Annotated in this window: 23 protein-coding genes and 1 riboswitch; of the genes, 12 read left to right on the top strand and 11 right to left on the bottom strand. The window is 69.4% G+C overall.

The features are described from left to right. Window positions 1-30: 30 nt before the first annotated feature. The 5 genes from AC068B_RS05230 to AC068B_RS05210 form a co-directional block, all read right to left on the bottom strand. Window positions 31-1,017: a glycine betaine ABC transporter substrate-binding protein gene (locus AC068B_RS05230; RefSeq protein ID WP_478669071.1), complete on the bottom strand. Its 987-nt coding sequence runs from the start codon at window positions 1,015-1,017 to the stop codon at window positions 31-33. After that, the gene (locus AC068B_RS05225) at window positions 1,014-1,790 is read right to left on the bottom strand and encodes an ABC transporter permease (RefSeq protein WP_478669275.1); all 777 of its coding nucleotides are present in this window, start codon (window positions 1,788-1,790) and stop codon (window positions 1,014-1,016) included. Before AC068B_RS05225 ends, AC068B_RS05230 begins: the two co-directional genes overlap by 4 nt. Window positions 1,791-1,912: 122 nt before the next feature. Beyond that, complete coding sequence (locus AC068B_RS05220; RefSeq protein WP_478669273.1) at window positions 1,913-3,121, bottom strand: betaine/proline/choline family ABC transporter ATP-binding protein; 1,209 nt, start codon at window positions 3,119-3,121, stop codon at window positions 1,913-1,915. An 82-nt stretch (window positions 3,122-3,203) separates the two neighbouring features. Next, window positions 3,204-3,851, bottom strand: coding sequence for an ABC transporter permease (locus tag AC068B_RS05215; protein WP_478669271.1), 648 nt, complete (start codon window positions 3,849-3,851; stop codon window positions 3,204-3,206). Window positions 3,852-3,910: 59 nt separating this feature from the next. Beyond that, the gene (locus AC068B_RS05210; RefSeq protein ID WP_030794967.1) at window positions 3,911-4,381 is read right to left on the bottom strand and encodes an Lrp/AsnC family transcriptional regulator; all 471 of its coding nucleotides are present in this window, start codon (window positions 4,379-4,381) and stop codon (window positions 3,911-3,913) included. Between the two features lie 121 nt (window positions 4,382-4,502). On the opposite strand from AC068B_RS05210, the gene hppD reads away from it, so the two are divergent. Continuing rightward, a complete protein-coding gene (hppD, locus tag AC068B_RS05205) occupies window positions 4,503-5,651 on the top strand; it encodes a 4-hydroxyphenylpyruvate dioxygenase (RefSeq protein ID WP_356265123.1) in 1,149 nt (382 codons plus the stop codon). A 5-nt stretch (window positions 5,652-5,656) separates the two neighbouring features. Here hppD and AC068B_RS05200 read toward each other — a convergent pair whose 3' ends face one another. Beyond that, complete coding sequence (locus AC068B_RS05200) at window positions 5,657-6,220, bottom strand: quercetin 2,3-dioxygenase (RefSeq protein ID WP_478669070.1); 564 nt, start codon at window positions 6,218-6,220, stop codon at window positions 5,657-5,659. Window positions 6,221-6,270: 50 nt separating this feature from the next. Here AC068B_RS05200 and AC068B_RS05195 point away from each other — a divergent pair, with 50 nt between their 5' ends. Then, on the top strand, window positions 6,271-6,708 hold the full coding sequence (locus AC068B_RS05195) for a MarR family winged helix-turn-helix transcriptional regulator (RefSeq protein ID WP_478669068.1): 438 nt from the start codon (window positions 6,271-6,273) through the stop codon (window positions 6,706-6,708). On the opposite strand, the gene AC068B_RS05190 is transcribed toward AC068B_RS05195, so the two are convergent. Next, window positions 6,705-8,210, bottom strand: coding sequence for a tetratricopeptide repeat protein (locus AC068B_RS05190; RefSeq protein ID WP_478669067.1), 1,506 nt, complete (start codon window positions 8,208-8,210; stop codon window positions 6,705-6,707). The two genes, AC068B_RS05195 and AC068B_RS05190, sit on opposite strands and share 4 nt — an antisense overlap. Window positions 8,211-8,316: 106 nt before the next feature. On the opposite strand from AC068B_RS05190, the gene AC068B_RS05185 reads away from it, so the two are divergent. After that, entirely contained in the window at window positions 8,317-9,687 is a 1,371-nt protein-coding gene (locus AC068B_RS05185) for an FAD-binding oxidoreductase (protein ID WP_478669065.1), read from the top strand. Window positions 9,688-9,751: 64 nt separating this feature from the next. On the opposite strand, the gene AC068B_RS05180 is transcribed toward AC068B_RS05185, so the two are convergent. Next, window positions 9,752-10,237: an SsgA family sporulation/cell division regulator gene (locus AC068B_RS05180; protein WP_468562913.1), complete on the bottom strand. Its 486-nt coding sequence runs from the start codon at window positions 10,235-10,237 to the stop codon at window positions 9,752-9,754. Between the two features lie 277 nt (window positions 10,238-10,514). On the opposite strand from AC068B_RS05180, the gene AC068B_RS05175 reads away from it, so the two are divergent. Both AC068B_RS05175 and AC068B_RS05170 read left to right on the top strand, forming a co-directional pair. Continuing rightward, entirely contained in the window at window positions 10,515-12,080 is a 1,566-nt protein-coding gene (locus AC068B_RS05175) for an RDD family protein (protein WP_478669064.1), read from the top strand. Window positions 12,081-12,170: 90 nt separating this feature from the next. After that, window positions 12,171-12,884 carry an RDD family protein gene (locus AC068B_RS05170; protein ID WP_478669062.1) on the top strand — a complete coding sequence of 238 codons (714 nt, stop codon included), beginning with the start codon at window positions 12,171-12,173 and terminating at the stop codon, window positions 12,882-12,884. On the opposite strand, the gene AC068B_RS05165 is transcribed toward AC068B_RS05170, so the two are convergent. Continuing rightward, window positions 12,874-13,173 carry a hypothetical protein gene (locus tag AC068B_RS05165; protein ID WP_478669061.1) on the bottom strand — a complete coding sequence of 100 codons (300 nt, stop codon included), beginning with the start codon at window positions 13,171-13,173 and terminating at the stop codon, window positions 12,874-12,876. The two genes, AC068B_RS05170 and AC068B_RS05165, sit on opposite strands and share 11 nt — an antisense overlap. Window positions 13,174-13,668: 495 nt before the next feature. Between AC068B_RS05165 and AC068B_RS05160 the strand changes: the two genes are divergently transcribed. Together AC068B_RS05160 and AC068B_RS05155 are read left to right on the top strand one after the other, a co-directional pair. Continuing rightward, window positions 13,669-16,080 (top strand): immune inhibitor A domain-containing protein, encoded by a 2,412-nt coding sequence (locus tag AC068B_RS05160; protein ID WP_478669060.1) that lies wholly within the window; start codon window positions 13,669-13,671, stop codon window positions 16,078-16,080. 147 nt (window positions 16,081-16,227) lie between these two features. Beyond that, window positions 16,228-16,557 carry a hypothetical protein gene (locus AC068B_RS05155; protein ID WP_478669058.1) on the top strand — a complete coding sequence of 110 codons (330 nt, stop codon included), beginning with the start codon at window positions 16,228-16,230 and terminating at the stop codon, window positions 16,555-16,557. Window positions 16,558-16,635: 78 nt separating this feature from the next. Here the strand turns inward: AC068B_RS05155 and AC068B_RS05150 are convergent, their stop codons facing one another. Both AC068B_RS05150 and AC068B_RS05145 read right to left on the bottom strand, forming a co-directional pair. Continuing rightward, window positions 16,636-17,220 carry an isochorismatase family protein gene (locus AC068B_RS05150; RefSeq protein ID WP_478669057.1) on the bottom strand — a complete coding sequence of 195 codons (585 nt, stop codon included), beginning with the start codon at window positions 17,218-17,220 and terminating at the stop codon, window positions 16,636-16,638. Between the two features lie 146 nt (window positions 17,221-17,366). After that, window positions 17,367-18,695, bottom strand: coding sequence for a nicotinate phosphoribosyltransferase (locus AC068B_RS05145; protein WP_468562899.1), 1,329 nt, complete (start codon window positions 18,693-18,695; stop codon window positions 17,367-17,369). Between the two features lie 91 nt (window positions 18,696-18,786). Here AC068B_RS05145 and clpS point away from each other — a divergent pair, with 91 nt between their 5' ends. The 5 genes from clpS (at window position 18,787) to AC068B_RS05120 (ending at window position 23,269) form a co-directional block, all read left to right on the top strand. After that, window positions 18,787-19,101: an ATP-dependent Clp protease adapter ClpS gene (gene clpS, locus AC068B_RS05140; RefSeq protein ID WP_055567822.1), complete on the top strand. Its 315-nt coding sequence runs from the start codon at window positions 18,787-18,789 to the stop codon at window positions 19,099-19,101. Window positions 19,102-19,140: 39 nt separating this feature from the next. Then, entirely contained in the window at window positions 19,141-19,743 is a 603-nt protein-coding gene (locus AC068B_RS05135; RefSeq protein WP_478669055.1) for a DUF2017 domain-containing protein, read from the top strand. Window positions 19,744-20,115: 372 nt separating this feature from the next. Beyond that, on the top strand, window positions 20,116-21,615 hold the full coding sequence (locus tag AC068B_RS05130; RefSeq protein ID WP_478669054.1) for an amino acid permease: 1,500 nt from the start codon (window positions 20,116-20,118) through the stop codon (window positions 21,613-21,615). An 85-nt stretch (window positions 21,616-21,700) separates the two neighbouring features. Beyond that, window positions 21,701-22,123 carry a M67 family metallopeptidase gene (locus AC068B_RS05125; RefSeq protein ID WP_150218328.1) on the top strand — a complete coding sequence of 141 codons (423 nt, stop codon included), beginning with the start codon at window positions 21,701-21,703 and terminating at the stop codon, window positions 22,121-22,123. Between the two features lie 3 nt (window positions 22,124-22,126). After that, window positions 22,127-22,247, top strand: a riboswitch (cobalamin riboswitch). A gap of 44 nt (window positions 22,248-22,291) precedes the next feature. Beyond that, window positions 22,292-23,269, top strand: a complete 978-nt coding sequence (locus AC068B_RS05120) for an ABC transporter substrate-binding protein (protein ID WP_478669052.1) — start codon at window positions 22,292-22,294, stop codon at window positions 23,267-23,269. The last annotated feature ends 32 nt before the right edge of the window (window positions 23,270-23,301 follow it).

The raw sequence follows: 23,301 nt of genomic DNA, 5'->3' as shown, positions 1-23,301 counted from the left end.
TGACTTGCCGTCAGGCAGCACGCGTTGTCGCTACTCCTTCACGAAGCCCTCCTGGATCAGCCAGTCCTTCGCCACCTCGTGCGGGTCCTGGCCGTCCACGTCCACCTTGGAGTTGAGGTCCCGCGCCACCTTGTTGTTCAGCTTCTTCGTGATGGGGGCCAGGACCTCCGCCATCTCCGGGTGCTCCTTCAGGGACTTGCTGTTGATCTCCGGGGCGACGTTGTAGTTGGGGAAGAAGTGCTTGTCGTCCTCCATCGTCGTCAGGTTCATCGCCTTGATGCGGCCGTCGGTCGTGAAGACCTCGCCGTACGTGCACGTCCCCTTGGAGGCCTGGGTGTAGATGATCCCCGTGTCCATCTTGGTGATGCTGGAGGAGGGGATCTTCATCCCGTACTTCTTCTGCATGCCGGGCAGCCCGTCCTCCCGCGACGCGAACTCGCTCTCCACACAGAGCGATACGGCCTTCGGGTCCGACTTCGACAGGGCCGCCACCTCGGAGAGCGTCTTCGTCTTGTACTTCGACGCGTTCTTCTGGTTCATCGCCAGGGCGTAGGTGTTGTTGAGCGTGGCTGGGTCGAGCCAGGTGACGCCGTTCTTCAGGTCCGCGTCGCGCACCGCCTGCCACTGCTTCCGCGGGTCGGTGATCGGCTTGGTGTTGCCCTGGTACGTGATCCAGGCCGTGCCCGTGTACTCGTACATGGCGTCCGCGTCGCCGCCCTTCACGGCCTCGCGCGCACCGATCGAGCCCTGGATGCCCGTGCGGTCGAGCACGTCCGCGCCCGCCGCCTCGAACGCGATGCCCATGACCGCGCCCAGGATGAGCTGCTCGGTGAACTCCTTGGAGGTGACCGTCAGATCGGCGCCCTTCAGGGGCAGGCCCTTGCCGATGGAGCCGGGCTTGACGTCGTCCACCATCGGGCTGCCGCTGGTGAGCCCGCAGGCCGCCAGCAGCGCGCCGCCCAGGACGGCGACCACGGTCGTGCGTGCGGTGATCCAGGTGATCCCGGGGTTCCTCATGCCTCCACCTCCAGGCCCCTGGGGCGCAGGAACAGTTCGGCCAGCGAGGCCAGCCAGTCCACCAGGAGCGCCAGCGCGATCGTCAGGATCGAACCGAGCATGAGGACCGGCATGCGCTGGTTGGTCATGCCCGTGGTGATCAGGTCGCCGAGGCCGCCGCCACCGCCGAACGTGGCGAGCGTCGCGGTGCCGACGTTCAGGACGAGCGCGGTGCGGACGCCCGCGAGGATCAGCGGTACGGCCAGCGGGAGTTCGACCTTCGCCAGGACGCCGAGCGGCGACATGCCGATGCCGCGGGCCGCCTCGATCAGGGTCGGGTCGTTCGCCTTCAGGCCCGCGATCGTGTTGGAGAGGACCGGCAGGACCGCGTAGATGATGATGCCGATGAGGGCGGCCTTCTCGCCGATGCCCAGCCAGATCACCAGGAGCGCGAGGAGGCCGATCGCGGGGGTCGCCTGGCCGATGTTGGCCACGGCCATCGCGACCGGTGCGCCTTTGCGCAGCTTCTTGCGGGTCAGCAGGATGCCGAGCGGGATGGCGATGATGAGCACGAAGAACGTCGAGATCACCGTCAGCTGGATGTGCTGGCGCAGCCTGAGCCAGACGTTCCCGTTCGCCAGCGCGTTCTTGGAGATCGAGTCGAGGTCGGCCTGCTGGAACCACCACCAGGTCGCCAGCAGGACCACCGCGAGCACGGCGGGCAGGAAGGTCAGCTTCTGCCAGGTGACCCGGCGTGGCGGCTTCGCGGCGACCAGCGCGGGCGGGGCCTCCAGCTCGGCCTCGCCCTCGTCGCGGAAGGCGAGCCCCTTGACGTCGTGCTCGCCCCGCGGCCGCGACGCCTGCTTCGGGGACGGTTTGCGGTCCGGGATCCGGGGCGTGTCCCCGGAGGTGCCTGTCACGCGCTCGCCTCCCCGCCGAGACCCTCCTGCGCGTCATGGGTCTGCCGGGCGCGCTGCTCCTCCAGTTCGTGCTGGTGCTCCACGGCTTCGAGGCGGTCCGCCTCCAGCATCTCGTGGACGGAGTTCATCAGCGTCTCCATGTCGACGACGCCCGTGTACTCGCCGCGCCGCCCGGTCACCGCGACCCGGCCCGCGTTGTCCGTGAGGACGGCCTCCAGCGCGTCGCGCAGGGTGGCGTCGCGGGTCACCGTGTCGTGCACGAGGGTGCCCGCGCGGGCCAGCGACCCCTTGGCGAGCGTCAGGTCGCCGCGGCGCAGCCACTTGTAGGGGCGGCCGCGCTTGTCGAGCAGGAGCAGCTCGTTGGTGCCGCCGCCGCGCAGCTTGTCGAAGATGTCCTGCAGCGGGTCGTCGACGGTCACCGTCGGGATGTCGGCGATCTCCACGTCGCGTACGCGGGTGAGGTTGAGGCGTTTGAGGGCCGCGCCCGCGCCCACGAAGCCCGACACGAAGTCGTCGGCGGGGTTGGTGAGGATGGCTTCCGGGGTGTCGAACTGCGCGATGTGCGAGCGCTCCCGCAGCACGGCGATGCGGTCGCCGAGCTTGATGGCCTCGTCGAAGTCGTGCGTGACGAAGACGATCGTCTTGTGCAGCTCGTGCTGGAGCCGGATCAGCTCGTCCTGGAGGTGGTCGCGGGTGATCGGGTCGACGGCGCCGAACGGCTCGTCCATCAGGAGGACGGGCGGGTCGGCCGCCAACGCCCGTGCCACGCCCACGCGTTGCTGCTGGCCGCCGGAGAGCTGGCGCGGATAGCGGCCGTGGAACTCGGCGGGGTCGAGCCCCACCAGGTCGAGCATCTCCTCGACCCGTGACTTGATCTTCGACTTGCCCCAGCCGACCATCTTCGGCACGAGCGCGATGTTCTGCGCGACGGTCATGTGCGGGAAGAGGCCGGAGGACTGGATCGCGTACCCGACCTTGCGGCGCAGCTTCACCGGGTCGATGTCGGTGACGTCCTCGCCGTTGATGCGGATGCGGCCGCCGGTCGGCTCGATCAGGCGGTTGATCATCTTCAGGGTGGTCGACTTCCCGCAGCCGGAGGGGCCCACGAAGATGACGATCTCGCCCGCCTTGATCTCCATGTTCACGCTGTCCACGGCGGGTTCGCTGCTGCCCGAATAGCGCTTGGTGAGGTTCTCCAGCTCGATCGTCGCTCCGGAGGTCGTGGCGGCCCGCCCGGCGCCCTCGGCCGTCGCACCCTCGTGCGGTGCGCTCTCGCTGGCGGTGGTCTCAGACACGGATCCCCCTCGGGATGGTCAGCCTGCCGATCAGGACGTACGCGGCATCGAAGAGCAGCGCCAGGACGACGATCCCGAGCGTGCCAGCGAGCACCTGGTTGAGCGCGTTCTTGCTGCCGAGCGAGCCGATCCCGCGGAAGATCTCGTTGCCGAGCCCGGGGCCGGACGCGTACGCGGCGATGGCCGCGATGCCCATCAGCATCTGGGTGGAGACGCGGATGCCGGTCAGGATGGGCGGCCAGGCGATCGGCAGCTCCACCCTGAAGAGACGGGCGAGCCGCGACATCCCGATGCCCTTGGCCGCGTCGATCAGCGAAGGGTCCACGCCCCGCAGCCCGACGATGGCGTTGCGCACGATCGGCAGCAGCCCGTACAGGGTCAGCGCGATGACGGTCGGCGCGACGCCGAGCCCGACGATCGGGATCAGCAGACCGATCATGGCGAGGGACGGCACGGTGAGGATGGTGGACGTGGTGGTCGTGGCGAGATTGCCCGCCCATTCGCTGCGGTACGTGAGGACGCCGATCAGTACGCCGATGAGGGTGGCGACGACCATGCACTGGAAGACGGCGCTCGCGTGCTGAAAAGCGTCCGTCAGCAGTTGCTGGTGGCGGTTGCCGAGGTAGTCCCAGAAGTTCACTGAAGTGCTCACCTCGCCTTTCCGAAGGTACTCACTAGTCGGTGACTCGGGTCGGTGACTCAGGGGTCTTCGGACGCCTGCTCCACCAGCGGGATGATCCGCAGCGGAACGGGGTTTTCCATGACGATCGCCGTGGAAGCCCGGACGATGCCATCAAAGCCCACGACCCGGTCGATCACACGTTGGAGATCCGCGTTCGACCGGGCCACGAGGCGGCAGAGCATATCGCCGTGCCCCGTGATGGTGTGCAGTTCAAGGACCTCGGCGACGGTCGCCAAATGGGCCCGTACGTCAGCCCCCTGGCCCTGTTTGATCTCCAGCGTCGCGAAGGCCGTCACCGGGTAGCCGAGCGCCGCGGGATCGACCTCCGGGCCGAAGCCGCGGATGACTCCATTGGACTGAAGCCGGTCCATCCGCGCCTGCACCGTGCCGCGCGCCACGCCGAGCCTGCGGGACGCCTCAAGAACCCCGATACGCGGCTCCCGCGCCAGGAGCACGATGAGTCTGCCGTCCAGATGATCGATCGCCATGACGCCTCCATGGTGGTCATGATGTACAGATAGCCCGCCCATCCTGGCCACCCACTGAGCAGATTGACCACTGAAAACGAGAACTATTGCGCACCTTGTGGTTCAGCGGGAGCCTCACACCATGACTGAGACCACCACCCACACCACACCCGACACCGCGCGCGAGGCCGACCCCTTCCCGGTCAAGGGAATGGACGCGGTCGTCTTCGCCGTGGGCAACGCCAAGCAGGCCGCGCACTACTACTCCACGGCCTTCGGCATGAAGCTGGTCGCCTACTCCGGACCGGAGAACGGCAGCCGCGAGACCGCGAGTTACGTCCTCACGAACGGCGGTGCGCGCTTCGTCTTCACCTCCGTCATCAAGCCCTCCACGGACTGGGGCCACTTCCTCACCTCCCACGTGGCCGAGCACGGCGACGGCGTCGTCGACCTCGCCATCGAGGTGCCGGACGCGCGTGCCGCGTACGCCTACGCCGTCGAGCAGGGCGCACGGGGCATCACGGAGCCCTACGAGGTCAAGGACGAGAACGGCAAGGTCGTCCTCGCCGCCATCGCCACGTACGGCAAGACCCGCCACACCCTGGTGGAGCGCACCGACTACGACGGGCCGTATCTGCCCGGTTTCGGGCCCGCGAACCCGATAGTCGAGCCCCCGGCCAAGCGGACCTTCCAGGCGATCGACCACTGTGTCGGCAATGTCGAGCTCGGCAAGATGAACGACTGGGTCGGCTTCTACAACAAGGTCATGGGCTTCACGAACATGAAGGAGTTCGTGGGCGACGACATCGCGACCGAGTACAGCGCGCTGATGTCGAAGGTGGTGGCCGACGGGACGCTCAAGGTCAAGTTCCCGATCAACGAGCCCGCCATCGCCAAGAAGAAGTCGCAGATCGACGAGTACCTGGAGTTCTACGGCGGCGCGGGCGTCCAGCACATCGCGCTCGCCACGAACGACATCGTCGAGTCCGTCCGCACGATGCGCGCGGCGGGCGTCCAGTTCCTGGACACCCCCGACTCGTACTACGACACCCTCGGCGAGTGGGCCGGTGAGACGCGCGTCCCCGTCGAGACCCTGCGCGAGCTGAAGATCCTCGTCGACCGCGACGAGGACGGCTACCTGCTGCAGATCTTCACCAAGCCGGTCCAGGACCGCCCGACCGTCTTCTTCGAGATGATCGAGCGGCACGGCTCGATGGGCTTCGGCAAGGGCAACTTCAAGGCGCTCTTCGAGGCGATCGAGCGCGAGCAGGAGAAGCGCGGCAACCTCTAGTCGGGTTAGTCCGGCTGCGTTCGCCATGCGTGGTCCGGCTTGAAAGCCACGTCGTACCGCGCGGGGACGTCCCTGAACCTGCCGGGTTCCGGGATCAAGGGCCGGTGCGGCAGGCCGTGTTGGAGCGTAGGAGCGCCGAGGTTCTCGAAGAACCGCTCGAACGTGCCTGCCGGGCCCGCCGCGACGCCCACGACCTGACTGTGGTGGCGCTCCATGCGGTAGGCGTGCAGGCAGTTCTTGGGCACGAAGCCGAAGTCGCCGGGGGTGAGCAGCTTTTCCAGCTGCTCGCCCTCGGTGTCCTCGACGAACAGCCGGACGGCGCCCTGGGTGACGTAGAAGACCTCGTGCGTGTCCGCGTGCACATGGGCCGGTATGAGGTCGCCCTTGGGGCCCTCGACGGTGAAGAAGTTGAAGGTGTTCTCGGTCTGCTCGCCGCCCGCGTAGACGGTGATCAGGTCCCCGAACAGATGGGCGCGGTCGCCCTCGCCCTTCTCGATGACGTAGGGCTTGCCCGGCTCCGGGGGGATTCGGGACGCCCTGCGGTAGCGGGTGGCGTACTCGATGGTCATGGGCGGCGCTCCTCGCGGCTCGTTCCTTGATGTCAGGTACCCTGACATTAATGACTGAGGACCCCGCCCGACGCAACCTGCCCCAGCTCCTCGGCGAGGCCCGCCGCTGGTTCGAGGAGGGGCTCCTGACCGCCATGGACACGGCCGGTGCCACCCCCGTGTCGCCGACGCAGGTCCAGCTCTTCGCCGTCCTCGACGACGAGGGCACCACGGTCTCCGAACTCGCCCGCCGCATGGGCGTCACCCGGCAGACCGCCCACCAGGCCGTGCACGGCCTCGTAGGCGCCGGGCTCCTGGAACAGGTCGCCGACCCCGCATCCGCCCGGCAGCGGCTCATCAGGCGCACCCGGGAGGGCGAGCGCGCGCACCGCGAGGCCGAAGCCGTCCTGGCGCGGCGGGAGGAACTGCTCGCCGAGCGCATCGGCCGGGACGCGGCCGACGCCTTGCGGGCGGCGCTCGAAGCGCCGTGGGGACCGGCGGTGGACTAACGCGCCGGGGCGGTCCGCGCGGTGCTCGGGGCGGTCCGCGGCTGCGCGGGCTGACGCTGGGGCTGGGTGCGTGGTGTCCGGCTGCGCGGGGGAGAAGCCTGACGGGCCGGTGCCACCGGGCGCGGCGCGTACATCTGCTCGGGCCCGCCCTCCGGCGGCTCGCCAAGCGCCGCCAGCGCCCGCTTCGCCGCGGGCACGCCCAGCGGCGAGAAGTACGGGTTGATCCGCAGCGCGTCGCGGAGGTGGCGGCGCGCTGCGCCGTACTGACCGAGCTCCCGCTCGATCGTGCCCCGGTGGAAGGCGAACAGGGCGCTGCGCGGGCCCTTCTCCATCGCCTTCGTCACGAGCTTCAGGCCCGCCTCGCCGTCCCCGGACCGGTGCAGCGCCCAGCCCAGCGCGTCCGCCGTCTCCGGACTGCCGTGCCGCTCGTACTCCGCGGTCAGCCGCTCCACCGCCGCGTCCGCGTCACCGTGGTCCGCCTCGAAGAGGCCGAGGATCCGCTCGTTGTTGATGCCGCCGGAACCCTCCTGCTTCACCCGGGCCCGCAGCGCGTCGTACTGCGCCCGCGCCGCCGGGACCAGCCTCAGCGACTCGTACAACTCGCCCAGCTCCAGGGCGTACTCGGGCAGCGGATGCCTGGCGAGCGCCGAACGGTAGGCGTGCAGCGCCTCCGACGAGCGGCCGAGGGCGGCCAGGGCGCGGCCCCGGCCCGCCAGCGACGGATGGTGCTCGGCGTCGGCGGCCAGCGCCGCGTCGTAGTAGCGCAGCGCCACCGTCGGCTCGCCCCGCTCCCACGCGAGCTCCGCGACCCGGTACAGGGCCGCCGCCTTCGCCGCGGGCGCCTGGGTGAGCGCCGCCGCGTCGGTGAGCGCGGCGTTCGCGTCCTCGCGCCAGCCGCGGTCGCGGTAGACCTGCCCGGACCGCGCCATCACCGCGGGGCCCGAACCCAGCTCCTGCAAGGACTCCAGGGCCCTGCCCACGCCCTTCGCGTCACCGAGCCCGCTGTACGCGTCGATCAGCGCGGGATACGCCGCCCACCGCTTCGGCGCCTGCTTCGCCGCGAGCTCGCCCCACTTCTTCGCGGCACGGAAGTCGTGCCGGGCGTTGGCGAGCGTGGCGAGCCCCGTCAGGGCCTCCGGATTCCCCTGCGGCCGCGTCTTCAGCGAGGTGTTCAGCGCACGCTCGGCCTTCGGGAAGTCCGCGACGTCCGCACGCCGCACGCCCCGCGCCACATACGCCGAGCCGAGCACCGCCCACGACTGGTCGTCCCCGGGATGGGCCCGCAGATGCGCCTCGCGCTCACCGATGAGCGCCGCCAGATCCGGCAGCGCCGCGGGCGCGCCCGCCCCCACGGCCGCCATCGCCCGCCCGGCCGGGCCGAGCGCGGGCGGCGCCGCCTTCGCCGCCATCTCGTCGTCCAGGGGCAGCAGCACGAGCACACCGCCGAGCACCACGCTCCCCGCCACGGAGCCGATCAGCACACGCTTCACCGAAGGCCTCATGACGTCACTGTGCGTCAGTGACGTCAATACGAAGAGCACATCCCGGCATGTGGAAGGGCGTCGCACACGGGTTCACACCGATGGCCCCGGGTGCGAGGCTGTGATCATGAGCCGCACCCTCATCGACCTCCTCCAGGAAGGCCTCCCGGCCGAGGCGATCCTCACCGACCCGGACGTCACCTCCTCGTACGCCCACGACATGGCGAGCTTCTGCGAAGCGGGCGAACCGGCCGTCGTGGTGCTGCCCCGCACCGTCGAGCAGGTCCAGCACGTCATGCGCACCGCCACCGAGCTGCGCGTCCCCGTCGTCCCGCAGGGCGCCCGCACCGGCCTGTCCGGCGCCGCGAACGCCAGCGACGGCTGCATCGTCCTGTCCCTCGTCAAGATGGACCGCATCCTGGAGATCAGCCCCGTCGACCGCATCGCGGTCGTGGAGCCCGGCGTCGTCAACGCCGCGCTGTCGCGCGCGGTCGGCGAGCACGGCCTGTACTACCCGCCGGACCCCTCCAGCTGGGAGACGTGCACCATCGGCGGGAACATCGGCACCGCCTCCGGGGGCCTGTGCTGCGTGAAGTACGGCGTCACCGCGGAGTACGTCCTCGGGCTCGACGTCGTCCTCGCCGACGGACGGCTCATGAGCACCGGGCGCCGCACCGCCAAGGGCGTCGCCGGATACGACCTGACGCGCCTCTTCGTCGGCTCCGAGGGCAGCCTCGGCATCGTCGTCCGCGCCGTCCTCGCGCTCAAGCCCGAGCCGCCCCAACAGCTCGTCCTGGCCGCCGAGTTCCCCTCGGCGCAGGCCGCGTGCGACGCCGTCTGCAAGATCATGGAGGGCGGCCACGTCCCGTCGCTCCTCGAACTGATGGACCGTACGACGGTGAAGGCCGTCAACGCGCTGGCCCAGATGGGCCTGCCCGAGACCACCGAGGCGCTCCTGCTCGCCGCCTTCGACACCCCGGACCCCGCCGCCGACCTCGCCGCCGTCGGCGCGCTCTGCGAGGCCGCGGGCGCCACGCAGGTCGTCCCGGCCGAGGACGCCGCCGAGTCGGAAATGCTGCTGCAGGCGCGGCGGTTGGCCCTCACCGCGCTCGAAGCCGTCAAGGGCACCACGATGATCGACGACGTGTGCGTGCCGCGCTCCAGGCTCGCCGAGATGCTCGTCGGCGTAGAGCGCATCGGCGAGAAGTACGACCTGACCGTCGGGGTCTGCGCGCATGCGGGCGACGGCAACACCCATCCCACCGTCTGCTTCGACGCGGCGGACCCCGACGAGGGCAGGCGCGCCCGCGAGTCCTTCGACGAGATCATGGCCCTCGGCCTCGAACTCGGCGGCACCATCACCGGCGAACACGGTGTCGGCGTCCTGAAGAAGGAGTGGCTGGCGCGCGAGATCGGCCCGGTGGGAGTGGAGATGCAGCAGGCCGTCAAGGCGGCCTTCGACCCGCACTCACTCCTCAACCCGGGCAAACTCTTCTGACAGACAGCCGTAGGTGCAGCTGTAGGTGTATTCGGCTCCGCGATCGCCCCCGTGGCGGCGGAGCTCACTCACCGTCCTTGGACTCGTCCGAGGGCCACGGGTCGCTCAGCCACAGCTCGTCCGCACGGCTACGGCCGGAGGCGGGCGCGAGCAGCTCGGCGAGGCCGTCGTCGATGCCGAGCTGCTCGGCCTCAGAACCCGGAGGGACCACCCGCAGCGTCCGCTCCAGCCAGGCCGACACGGCGGCGGCCGGCGCCTCAAGGAGCGCGTCGCCGTCCGGCGAGCTGAGCGCCATCAGGACGACGCTGCGCCCCTCCACCTTCGTCGGCCAGACCCGCACGTCCCCGTGGCCGCACGGCCTGAACACCCCCTCCACCAGGAGCTCCCTGGCGAACGTCCAGTTCACCGGGTGCTCGGAGCCGATGTGGAAGGCGATGTGGACGGCATAGGGGTCGGCGGTGCGGTAGGTGAGGCGGGCCGGGACGGGGATGGCCCGTTCCGGTGAGAGGACCAGTTTGAGCTCCAGCTCGCGTTCCACCACGGAGTGCATATCGATGCCCTTCCTTCTCCTTGTAGCTCTTCGCGGGCCCTGGGAGCGGACCCGTACGAGTGGAGAGCGCGAGATCCACGCGGCATTACGCGGGTTCCGGAAATTTTCTTCGGACGACTTCGCGGAGGGGGCAGGAAGGGGGCGTCGGGGACGCGGGGGATGTGTGGGGAGCGTGCCCGGAAAGTGGTCCGTAGGGCGGGACCCACCCGATGGGACACGGAGGTCTGATAAATGTGGAGCCCCCAGAAGACCCCCGAGCAGATACGGGACGACGGACATGAGCGCCCCAACTCCGGCCCCAGGCGACGATCGGCCGCGCGAAGGCTACTACCCCGACCCGTCCATTCCCGGATATGTCCGGTACTGGAACGGTGCTGCCTGGGTGCCCGGTACGAGCCGTCCCGCGCCGTCCGACGGCGAGCCGCTGCCGCCCCCGCCCGGCGCGGGCACCGGCGGCGCCCCCGCGGACGCCGCGCCCGCGGAGGAGACGGGCCCCGTCTTCTTCGACGAGACGCCGCACGCGGGCCAGTCCGAGCAGGGGGACCCGGAGACGGGCCGGTTCGAGGCGGCGCACCCCGAGTCCGTACACCCCGAGTCCGCGCCCCCCGAGGCCAACCAGCACGGTTCGAGGCCCGAGCCCGCCTCCGCCTGGCACGCCGACGCGGGGCGGCAGTCCGGCCTCGGCGGCGAGCAGGAGCGCCGGGTGTCCTGGGGCGGCGCTCCGGGCCAGGCCGACCCGCGGGTGCCGAGCGACGCGACGCCCGAGAGGGCGCCCGAAGCCCCCAAGGCCCCGGAAGCGCCCGAGCCGCCGCAGGACGAGAGCAACCCCGGCACCGTCACCATCCGCGCCGTCAAGCCCGGCGCCGCCAAACCGACGGCGGGCGAGGGCACGGTGACGTTCCGTCGGCCGACCGGGCCGGTGCGGCCCGCGGCCGAGAGGCCCGGCGGGCAGGCCACGCCCGCCGCGTCGGCCGGTACCGACGGCACCATGTCGATCCGCGCGATCCGCCCCAAGTCCGCGCAGCAGGGCGGCAGGACCGCCACGGGCCGCCCGTCCTCCGTACCGCAGCAGGGGGGAGTGCCGGCCCAGGCGGCCACACCACCCCAGGCCCCGCAGCCGCAGGCCCAACAGCCCCAGCCCGCCGTGCCGCAGCAGGGCGGTGCAGGCGGTGTCCCCTCGCCCGTCACCTCAGGGCCCGGCGGCGGCTCGCCCTCCTGGGCCCAGCAGGTGCACCAGCTCGCCCAGTCCCCGGTGCCCGGGGCCGACGGGGCCCCCGGGCAGCAGGGCGAGGGACAGCCCGTCGTGCCGTGGAAGCCGGTCGCCGAGGACCCGTTCCTCGCGCTCGCGCAGACCCAGGCCGCGGCCCGGCCCGCCGGACTCGGCAGGCGCCTGGCCGCACGCCTCATCGACACCGTCGTCCTCGTCGCCGTCACCGGCGCCGCCGCGCTGCCGCTCGGCACCAAGGCCGCCGACCACGTCGACAGCAAGATCGACGCGGCGAAGCTCTCCGGCGAGAAGACCACGGTCTGGCTCCTGGACGGCACCACCGCGGGCTACCTCGGCCTGATCCTCGCCGTCCTGCTGCTCTTCGGCGTCGTCTACGAAGCGCTGCCGACCGCCAAGTGGGGCCGCACCCTCGGCAAGAAGGTGTGCGGCATCGAGGTGCGGGACATGGAGGAGCACGAGGCGCCGACGTTCGGGGCGGCGCTGAAGCGCTGGCTGGTGTACAGCATTCCGGGCGTGCTGGTGATCGGCGTCGTCGGCGTGCTGTGGTGCGTCTTCGACCGGCCGTGGCGCCAGTGCTGGCACGACAAGGCCGCGAAGACCTTCGTCGCGGGGTGAGCCTGGCGGCGGCCGGGTCAGAGCCTGTGTCATAACCCGGTCGGCCGCTCGCCGGATGCGGAGCGGGGGCCGAAGCGGTCGACTCGGGCCATGAGCACCGAACCGCCGCAATATCCGCCGCCGGACGACGACCCGTTCAAGAAGCAGCCGCCGCAGCAGCCCCCACAGGGCGGCGGCTCCCCGTACGACACCCCGCCCCAGGGCGGTGGCTCGCCCTACGGGGCCCCGCCGCCCGGTTCAGGCCCTCCGCCCCCGGGAGACGGCGGCGGCTCCCCCTACGGCGCCCCGCCGCCGCCCTACGGCGGCGATCCGTACGGTGGGGGACCCGGTGGCCACGGCGGACAGGACCCGCTGGCCGGGATGCCTCCGCTGGCCGACGGAGGCAAGCGCGTGCTCGCCCGCATCATCGACATGATTCTGGTGGGCATCATCGTCGGTCTGCTGTCGTGGCTGTTCGGCACAGCGGAGTACGACATCGACCCGGACAACGTGAACACGGGCAAGTCGTTCGGCCAGTCGCTGCTGGCCGCCGTGCTCTACATCGCGTACGACAGCTTCATGATCTCCAAGAGCGGTCAGACGCTCGGCAAGAAGTGGCTGGGGATGCGGGTCGCCAACCTCAACGACGGGGCCACGCCGACGCTGCAGACCGCTCTCGCCCGGGCGGCCGTCCTCTGGCTGCCGTTCGCGTTCTGCTGCGCCTGCATCTGGACGGCGATCTGTGGTGGCTGGAGCTTCTTCGACAAGCCCTACAAGCAGGGCCTGCACGACAAGGCCGCCAAGACGGTGGTGGTCAGCGCGTAGGTTCCCGCACGGAGTCGGCGAGCACGGGGTCGGCTCGCACGGCGTCGCGCTGCTCCGGGACGCGCCCTTCGGCGGAGGAGGCCACCGGAACGGAGCGCGCGGCGGGCGCTTTGGGCTGTTTGGGCAGCGGGACCGTCACGGCGACCAGCAAACCGAGGCCCAGTGCGGCCAGGGCTATCACCGCGATGCCGACTCCCGAGGAGGTCTGGGAGAGCAGGAGCATCGCGAGGGTCGAGAAGACGACGGTCACGGAACCGTAGGTGATCTGTGCGGTGGTCGGACGTGGCATGGTTCGCGGCATGACGTGATCCGTCCTCGGCAGGGATCCCCCCATGGCTTTTGGCCAATGGGGGCGGATGCGGATATATGAACGGCTGTATACGAATCAAAGGGTCCCCGACGGCGACGACTTGGGATGTGCCGTCTCGCGCGGTAGCGCACCGTCGATTGGGACTCTATTCCGCTGCATGCCCGACGGGAACGGGCGGTAAGCGTGACCTAACCCACGGTGCCGGAGCACAGGGGGCGCACGGGTTCATGACGTCCACTAAGTGGACAGAAGGGCGCGCCTGTTGACCTTCGGCGTGGGGCAGTGCTCCGTGTCCGGATAGCGGTGCCGCGCGTCTGCATAGTGCACTTGGCCTGTTCAAGTCAAGGACTGTCTTTTCTCCCGTACTTCCGGTCGAATGTCGTCACTTGTGACGCGTACATCGCGCGCGGACCTCCTCCGACCGGGAATTACGGTCCGCCATTTTCGCGCGGGCGCGGGGGAGGAATTCATCAAGTGACAGTCAGAACACGGACGTTCAGAGCCACCGCGGTGGCCGTGGCGGTAGCCGCGGCCGCCGCGACGTTCTCAGTGGCGACGGCTTCGGCGGAGGACGGTGCCTCGGGCGGGGCACCGGCCATCGACCGGCAGGACCCGTCGCGCCCCAAGGCGCAGGTCGACCACGACCTCGAGGGGCCGTTCAGCAAGCAGCAGGCACAGCAGCGCAAGGCCGCCCTGCAGCAGGTCGTCGCGGGCGACGCCAAGGTCCAGAAGAAGGGCGGCTCGCAGGTCGTCAAGCTCGACGACAAGAAGTACGTCGAGCTGGGCCGGGAGAAGACCGACAAGATCTTCACGATCCTGGTGGAGTTCGGGGACAAGGTCGACGACACGACCATGTACGACCCCGATGGCGCCGAAGGACCGGAGCAGCCGGTCAAGAAGTACGGCGGCAAGCCGGGACCGCTGCACAACAAGATAGCCAAGCCGGACCGTGCGAAGGACAACAGCACGGCCTGGCAGAAGGACTACAACCAGAAGCACTTCCAGGACCTGTACTTCGGCAAGGGGAAGGACTCGAAGGGCAAGGCGAAGCACTCGCTGAAGACCTACTACGAGAAGACCTCCTCCGGCCGGTACTCGGTCGACGGGGAAGTCGCCGACTGGGTCAAGGTCGACTACAACGAGGCCCGCTACGGCTCGAACTACTGCGGCGACACCAACTGCCCGAACGTCTGGGACGCGGTCAAGGACGGCGTGACCGCCTGGGCCAAGGACCAGAAGGCGAAGGGCCGTACGGACGCGCAGGTCAAGGCGGACCTGGCCAAGTACGACCTCTGGGACCGCTACGACTTCGACGGCGACGGCAACTTCAACGAGCCGGACGGCTACATCGACCACTTCCAGATCGTCCACGCGGGCGAGGACGAGTCGGCCGGTGGCGGCGCCGAGGGCACCAACGCCCTGTGGGCGCACCGCTGGTACGCCTACGGCAACGACGCGGGCAACACCGGCCCGTCGAACAACAAGGCCGGTGGCACCCAGATCGGCGACTCGGGCATCTGGGTCGGTGACTACACGATGCAGCCGGAGAACGGCGGCCTCGGCGTCTTCGCCCACGAGTACGGCCACGACCTGGGTCTGCCCGACCTGTACGACACTTCGGGCAAGGGTGACAACTCGGTCGGCTTCTGGTCGCTGATGTCGGCCGGTTCCTGGCTCGGCACCGGCAAGGACGCCATCGGTGACATGCCGGGCGACATGACCGCCTGGGACAAGTTCCAGCTGGGCTGGCTCGACTACGCCAAGGCGAAGGCCGCGACGACGTCCGAGCACAAGCTGGGCGTCTCCGAGTACAACACCCGGCACCGCCAGGCGCTCGTCGTCGACCTGCCGAAGAAGTCCGTCACCACCAATGTCGTGAAGCCCGCCGAGGGCTCCAAGCAGTGGTGGAGCGACCAGGGCGACGACCTCAAGAACACGCTGTCGCGCTCCGTCGACCTCACCGGCAAGTCCAAGGCCGAGCTCTCGCTGCAGGGTTGGTGGGACATCGAGGCCAACTACGACTACCTCTACACCGAGGTCTCCACGGACGGCGGCGCCAACTGGACGCCGATCGACGGCACCGCGGACGGCAAGCCGATCACCCGTGACGCGGGCGACAAGCCCGCGTTGACCGGTGTCTCCGGCGCGTACAAGAAGCTGGCCTTCCCGCTCGACGCCTACGCGGGCAAGAAGATCGACGTCCGCTTCCGCTACTCCACGGACGGCGGCGCGGGCGGCAAGGGCTTCGCGGCCGACGCGCTTTCGGTCACCGCGGACGGCGCCAAGCTGTTCGAGGACGGCGCCGAGGGCGACGACAACGGCTGGGCGTCGAAGGGCTTTTCGCGCATCGGCGAGTCCTTCACCAAGAAGTACGACCAGTACTACCTCGCCGAGAACCGTCAGTACGTCTCGTACGACAAGACCCTTGAGGTCGGCCCGTACAACTTCGGTTCGAAGATCCGTCCCGACTGGGTGGAGCACTACCCGTACCAGACCGGCCTGATGGTCTGGCAGTGGGACACCTCGCAGAAGGACAACAACACCAGCCAGCACCCCGGCAAGGGTCTGATCCTTCCGGTCGACGCGCACGCGAAGCCGCTGAAGTGGAAGGACGGCACGGTTCTGCGCAACAAGATCCAGCCGTTCGACGCGCCCTTCAGCAAGTACGCGACGGACAAGGTGACGCTCCACAACGGGGACGTCGCGCTGAAGATCAAGTCCCAGAAGGGCGTCTCGGTCTTCGACGACCGCAAGGGCACCTACTGGTACAGCGAGAACCCCACGGGAAGTGTCAAGGTCACTGACACCAACACTCAGATCAAGATCATCAAGCAGCCCAAGGACGGCTCGACGATCACGGTCCAGGTGGGTCGCTCGACGAAGTAGTTAGCGTTTACGCAGGTCAAACCATGATCGGCCGTCGCCCTCTAGCGGGCGGCGGCCGATCGTGTTTAGGTGCGTCCTGTGGATTTCTTATTGACGCGGGACCCGGACCGGGGTCTCGTGCGATGTCTCACGGGGGTGTGACCAAGCATGTCCGCAGGAGGTTTCTGCAAGCTGCCGAACGGCAGCGTGGTGGTGGCGCTGACCCTGCCGAACCCGTCGCCGTCCGGCGGCACGGTCCGGATGATCGTGCACGCCGTGAACCGCGCGAGGGCCCTGACCCGGCTCCGCAATCTGGGCCTGCGGGCCGTCTACCTCCGCGGCAACGCGGAACCACCGACTCCGGACGAGGTGACGGCGGTCCTGCACCATCCGGACGGCCTCATATGGCGCACGGCGCCGGACGACGCGGCGGAGCTGTGGCACCCGATCCGGGCGCTGCGGCGACAGAGCCGCGGCACGGCCGGGGTGCCGTTCTGACGGCACCCCGGTCGGGCGGCGAGGTGGACTCCCCGGGGGCGCGGGGAACCGCGCGACCAGCCCCCACCGGGCCGCAGGTCAGACGACGGGCTTGCCCGTGAGTTCGACCCCGGCCGAGCGGAGCTCGGCCATCGCCGCTTCCGTGGTCGCCGCCGTGACCCCCGCCGTCAGGTCCAGGAGCACGGTCGCTTTGAACCCCTCCCGCGCCGCGTCCACCGCCGTGGCCCGGACGCAGTGGTCCGTCGCGAGGCCGACCACGTCGACCTCGGTGATCTCCCGCTCCCGCAGCCACTCGGCCAGCGAGACCCCGTTCTCGTCGACGCCCTCGAAGCCGCTGTACGCCGCCGAGTACGCCCCCTTGTCGAAGACCGCGTCGATGGCACCGGAGGCGACCGCGGGCGCGAAGTTCGGATGGAAGCCGACGCCCTCCGTACCGGCCACGCAGTGCGGCGGCCAGGAGTCGACGTAGTCCGGGTGGTCGGAGAAGTGGGCGCCGGGGTCGACGTGGTGGTCGCGGGTCGCCACCACGTGGCGGTAGCCCGCCGGGGCCTGGCCGATCAGCTCGGTGACCGCGGCGGCCACGTCCGCGCCACCGGCGACCGCGAGGCTGCCGCCTTCGCAGAAGTCGTTCTGCACGTCTACGACGATCAGGGCGCGGCGCATGGCGGGTGTCCTTCGGCTCGGCAGTGCTCGGCAGTGCGGGGGTGGTGGGGGCGGCGGGGGACTCGGCCGGATGGAACCGAGCGTAGAGACTTCAACCACGTTGTGGGAGGGGGCCACGGGCGGCCGGGCCGCCCCTCCCCGCGATGTCAGACGTATTCCGTCGGAATGACCGCTTCGCCCCGCGACAGCTGGGTCGCCGAGAGCGGGAGGCCCGCGCGCGCGGCGGCGTGCCGGTCGCGGACCGTGTCCAGCGGCTCGCGGGCGACCACCTCACCGCCCTTGACCAGCTCGGTCAGGAGCTGCCGGTCGGCGAGTCCGGCCGGGACGGCGCCCGTGCCGACGACCTCGGCCTCGGCCACCCCGTACTCGTCGGTCCGGCGCGCGGCCCACTTGCGGCCGCCCAGCGAGGACTTGGCGCCGAGCGACTTCTTCGCCACCGGCTCCAGGTCGGCCTTCGGGTCCGCCGAGTGCGCGCGGGCCACCAGCTTGTAGACCATGGAGCAGGTGGGGTGCCCCGAGCCGGTGACGAGCTGGGTGCCCACGCCGTACGCGTCCACGGGCGCCGCCGCGAGCGAGGCGATGGCGTACTCGTCGAGGTCGGAGGTGACGACGATCTTCGTCTCCGTCGCGCCGAGCTCGTCCAGCTGCTGGCGCACCCGGTGGGCGACGAGCAGCAGGTCGCCGGAGTCGATGCGGACGGCGCCGAGCTCGGGCCCGGCGACCTCGACGGCGGTGCGGACCGCCTCGGTCACGTCGTAGGTGTCGACGAGCAGCGTGGTGCCGGGGCCCAGGGACGCGACCTGGGCGCGGAACGCGTCGCGTTCGTTGTCGTGCAGCAGGGTGAAGGCGTGGGCGCTGGTGCCGACGGTCGGGATGTCGTAGCGGAAGCCCGCGGCCAGGTCGGACGTGGTGGCGAAGCCCCCGACGTACGCGGCGCGGGACGCGGCGACGGCCGCAAGCTCGTGGGTGCGGCGGGCGCCCATCTCGATCAGCGGGCGGCCACCCGCGGCCGAGGACATGCGGGAGGCGGCGGCCGCGATGGCCGAGTCGTGGTTGAGGATGGAGAGGATCACCGTCTCCAGGAGCACGCACTCCGCGAAGGACCCCTCGACCCGCAGGATCGGCGAGCCGGGGAAGTAGACCTCGCCCTCGGGGTAGCCCCAGATGTCGCCGCTGAAGCGGTAGCCGGAGAGCCATTCGAGGGTCGGCTCGTCGACGATCTCGCGCTCGCGCAGGAAGCCGATGACGTCGGCGTCGAAGCGGAAGTTCTCCACGGCGTCCAGGACCCGGCCCGTTCCGGCCACCACTCCGTAGCGCCGCCCCTCGGGGAGTCTGCGGGTGAAGACCTCGAAGACGGAGCGCCGGTCGCCGGTGCCCGCCTTCAGCGCGGCCTGCAGCATCGTCAGCTCGTACTGGTCCGTGAAGAGCGCCGTCGACGGAACATCCACCGGCAGGCCAAGGTCCGCTGTGTTCATACGAGGGATGCTACCCCCAATCTCGTCACTCTGACGATTTCGTGGGGCGCGCCAGAGGCCATTTGTGCGAGGGCCCCCTCGGAGTGGCAGCATGGGGCAGGTGAGTACGGCTCCCGCAGAGATCACACGCCCGGAATCGGACGAAGAGGCGCTCGTCGTCCCCGAGCCGGACGTCCCCTGGATCACCCTGGTGCACAACGACCCGGTCAATTTGATGAGTTACGTGACGTATGTGTTCCAGACGTACTTCGGGTACTCGAAGGAGAAGGCCACGAAGCTGATGATGGACGTCCACCAGAAGGGCCGCGCCGTCGTCTCCAGCGGCAGCCGCGAGGAGATGGAGCGCGACGTACAGGCCATGCACGGGTACGGGCTGTGGGCCACCCTTCAGCAGGACCGCAAGTAGCGGACCGGAAGCAGCGGACCGGAAGTAGCGACGCATCTGATGCCAGGACAATTCGAAGCGATCCCCGGCGGCGGTGCCGCCGTCGCGCTCGACGAGGTCGAGATCTCGATCATCCGCTCCCTCGCCGTGCAGCTCCTGGAGCTGATCGGGCCGGGTCCGGGCGGTGAGGTCTCCGACGACCCGCTCGCGGAGCTCTTCGCCGAAGGCCCCAGCGAGCCGCCCGCCGATCCGGTGATGCAGCGTCTGCTGCCCGATGCGTACGGCGGTCCGGGCAGCGAGAACGGCGCGAGCGACGAGGACGAGCTGCGGGCGTATTCGGCGGAATTCCGGCGGTTCACAGAGAATGACCTGCGGGCCAAGAAGCGTGACGACGCCCTGGTCGTGATCCGCTCGCTCGACGCGATGGCGGCGTCGGGCGAGGGCGGAGCTGTCCTGAAACTGTCGGTCGAGGAGTCCCGGAACTGGCTGGGCGCCCTCAACGACCTCCGCCTCGCGATCGGCACACGGCTCGAGGTGAGCGACGAAGACGACGCCGATCTGCTCTACCGGCTGCCGGACTCCGACCCCCGCAAGCCGATGGTGATGGCCTATCTCTGGCTCGGCGGACTGCAGGAAACGCTGGTCGGGACGTTGCTGGACTGATTCCGGGCAGGAATCCGTGCAGAATGCAGTGAAATTTGTTGTAGTAGACAGGTTCCGTTCGCTCCGCGGGTGGTTCGCTCAGCGGAGCCTCAAATCCGGATAACGATCCCGTCACGTCATTGCCCGGCTTTGTGGTGTCAAGGGCACTTTGTCCGCTTCTCCTTGTGGTGTGCACCACAAGTGGCTCATTCCCTCACTGTTGCCACCGTGATAAATCTTCACGACCGCTCGGCGACGCCACCCATGTCGCCGAGGGCGCTTCAGCCGGCAGACCGCCGGTAGCACTCCATCCATATCCGGGGGGATCAGGACCTGATCCGCAGCCACAACGCAGATGTGCGGGCGCGGATCGGCATGGAGAAAGGCGTCACCATGACCTCAGTGCAGGTCGAAGAGCACCACGACGAGCACGACAGCAATGGGGTCGTGCACGGCTCGTCCGGCGAGGGCGAGGGATATCAGCGCGGGCTCGGAGCCCGGCAGATCCAGATGATCGCGATCGGCGGTGCCATCGGCACCGGCCTGTTCCTCGGCGCGGGCAAGGCCATCCACAAGGCCGGACCGAGCCTCATCCTGGCGTACGCCATCGCGGGCCTCGTCATCTTCTTCATCATGCGGGCGCTCGGCGAGCTCCTCATGTACCGGCCCGTGTCCGGCTCCTTCTCGGAGTACGCACGCGAGTTCATGGGCCCGTTCTTCGGATTCGTGACCGGCTGGACGTACTGGCTCTTCTGGGTCGTCACCGGCATCACCGAAGTGACCGCGGCCGCCCAGTACATGCAGTACTGGACCCACGACTCATTCCCGCAATGGGCCTACGCGCTGGTCTTCACCGTCATCCTGTACGGCGCGAACCTCATCTCCGTGAAGCTCTTCGGCGAGCTGGAGTTCTGGTTCTCGATGGTCAAGGTCACCGCCATCATCGGCATGATCCTGATCTGCGTCGGCATCCTCACCATCGGCTTCTCCGACGCCGGTGACACCGCCACCGTGGCCCACCTGTGGAACCAGGGCGGTTTCTTCCCCAACGGCATCGGCTCCACGCTGATGACCCTGCAGATCGTGATGTTCGCCTTCCTCGCCGTCGAGCTGGTCGGCGTCACCGCGGGCGAGTCCAAGGACCCGAAGACCGTCCTGCCCAAGGCCATCAACACCGTGCCGTGGCGCATCGCCGTCTTCTACGTCGGCGCGCTCATCATGATCCTGTCGGTCGTCCCGTGGACCTCCTTCAAGCCCGGTGTCTCGCCGTTCGTCGCGGCCTTCGAGGAGATGGGTCTCGGCGTCGGCGCCGCGATCGTGAACTTCGTGGTCCTCACCGCCGCGCTCTCCTCCTGCAACTCCGGCATGTACTCCACCGGCCGCATGCTGCGCGACCTCGCGATGAACGGCCAGGGCCCCAAGTTCTTCACCAAGCTCACGAAGAACGGCCTGCCGCTCATCGGCACCACGGCCTCCGCCGCGTTCATGCTGGTCGGCGTCTGGATCAACTACCAGTGGCCGGGCGAGGCGTTCAACTACGTCGTCTCCTTCGCGACCATCTCCGGCATGTGGGCCTGGATCATGATCCTGGCCTGCCAGATCCGCTACCGCCGCAAGGCCGACCGCGGTGAGCTGCCGCAGTCCACCTTCCGGGCCCCGGGCGCCCCGTACACCAGCTGGTTCGCCCTGCTCTTCATCGGCATGGTCATCGTGATGATGGGCATCGACAAGGACGCGCGGATCTCGCTGTACGCCGCTCCGGTCTGGGCCGCGATCCTGACGGTCTCCTACCTGATCCTCAAGAGCCGCAACCCGGAGGCCGCGGCCTTCAACAAGCGCAAGATCGGCGCCTCCGGCGGGGTCTCCTCGGAAGACTCCCTCTCCAAGGACTGAGGCTCCCCAAGGCCACCGTCCAGCATTCGGGCCCGCGCGTACCACACTTCGGTACGCGCGGGCCCCTCTGCTTATCCTGGCTGCCATGCTGACCATCACCCAGGCCCTCCACGACCAGATCGTCGCGCACGCGCGCCAGGACCACCCCGACGAGGCGTGCGGCGTGGTCGCGGGCCCGGAGGGCACCGGACGTCCCGAGCGGTTCATCCCGATGCTGAACGCCGCCCGCTCGCCCACGTTCTACGAGTTCGACTCGGGTGACCTGCTCAAGCTCTACCGCGAGATGGACGACCGCGACGAGGAGCCGGTGATCGTCTACCACTCGCACACCGCCACCGAGGCGTACCCCTCGCGCACCGACATCACCTACGCCAACGAGCCCGGCGCGCACTACGTCCTGGTCTCCACGGCGGACACCGACGACGCGGGCCCCTTCCAGTTCCGCTCGTACCGGATCGTGGACGGCGAGGTCACCGAAGAAGAAGTAAAGGTCGTCGAGGCATACTGAGCTTTACTCAAGAGGGCGGCAGGAGCCAGGAAGCCGGTGCGAAACCGGCACGGTCCCGCCACTGTGACCCCACTCCGAAGCCGGGGCGGGGGAGTCAGGAACTGACCTGCCGTCCTCCTCCACGCAACGCAGGGGACGCGGAAATCCCCTGGAGGAGGCAGTTCAGCCATGTCCCGCCACACCGGCATACGCGCCCTGGCCGCCGCGGCCCTGCTCGTCCCGCTCGCCGCGTGCTCCTCGTCGGACTCGGGCGACGCGGGCGGTGACACCAAGCCCGCGGCCAAGACCGCCGGATTCCCGTACACCGTCACCAACTGCGGTGTGAAGACGACGTACGACGCACCCCCGAAGCGCGCCGTCACCATGAACCAGCACGCCACCGAAGTCATGCTGGAACTCGGCCTCAAGGACCACCTCGCGGGCACGGCCTACCTCGACGACAAGGTCCTGCCGCAGTATGAGAAGGCGTACGACTCCATCCCGGTCCTCGCCAAGGAGTACCCCTCCTACGAGAAGCTGCTCGCCGCCAACCCCGACTACGTGTACGGCGGATACGCGAGCGCCTTCCTCGCGAGCGACGGCCGCAGCCGCTCCGCGCTCGCCAAGTCCGGCATCGAAAGCCGCCTCAACGTCGAGGGCTGCGCGAAGCGGCCCGTCTCCATGGACGACGTCTACCGCGAGATCCGCGAGGTCGGCTCCACCTTCGGGGTGCGGGCCCGCGCGGACAAGTGGGTGAGCGGCGCTCAGCGCGAACTCGCCGCCACCGCAGAGAAGTCGAAGGGCAAGAAGTCCCGCTCCGTCTTCGTCTACGACAGCGGCGACAAGACCGCGTTCACGGCGGGCGGCCGCGGCATCGGCAACGACATCATCAAGCGGGCGGGCGGCCGCAACGTCTTCGCCGACGTGGACAAGTCCTTCAGCGACGCGTCCTGGGAGTCCGTCGTGAAGAACAGGCCCGAGACCATCCTGATCCTCGACTACGGCGCCACGACCGTCGCCCAGAAGAAGAAGCGCCTCCTCGACGATCCGGTCCTCCAGGACGTCCCCGCCGTCAAGAACAAGAGCTTCGCGGTGCTGCCGCTGTCGGACATGGTCACGGGAGTACGAGCACCCGAGGCGGTGAGGAAGCTGGCGGCGCAGCTGTGAGCGGCCAGCGCACCCAGCTGCGGGAGAGCAGC

This window comes from Streptomyces sp. NPDC042371, assembly GCF_056437465.1.
Note: the sequence above shows the minus strand (reverse complement) of the source record. Positions and strands in the feature narration are given on the sequence as shown.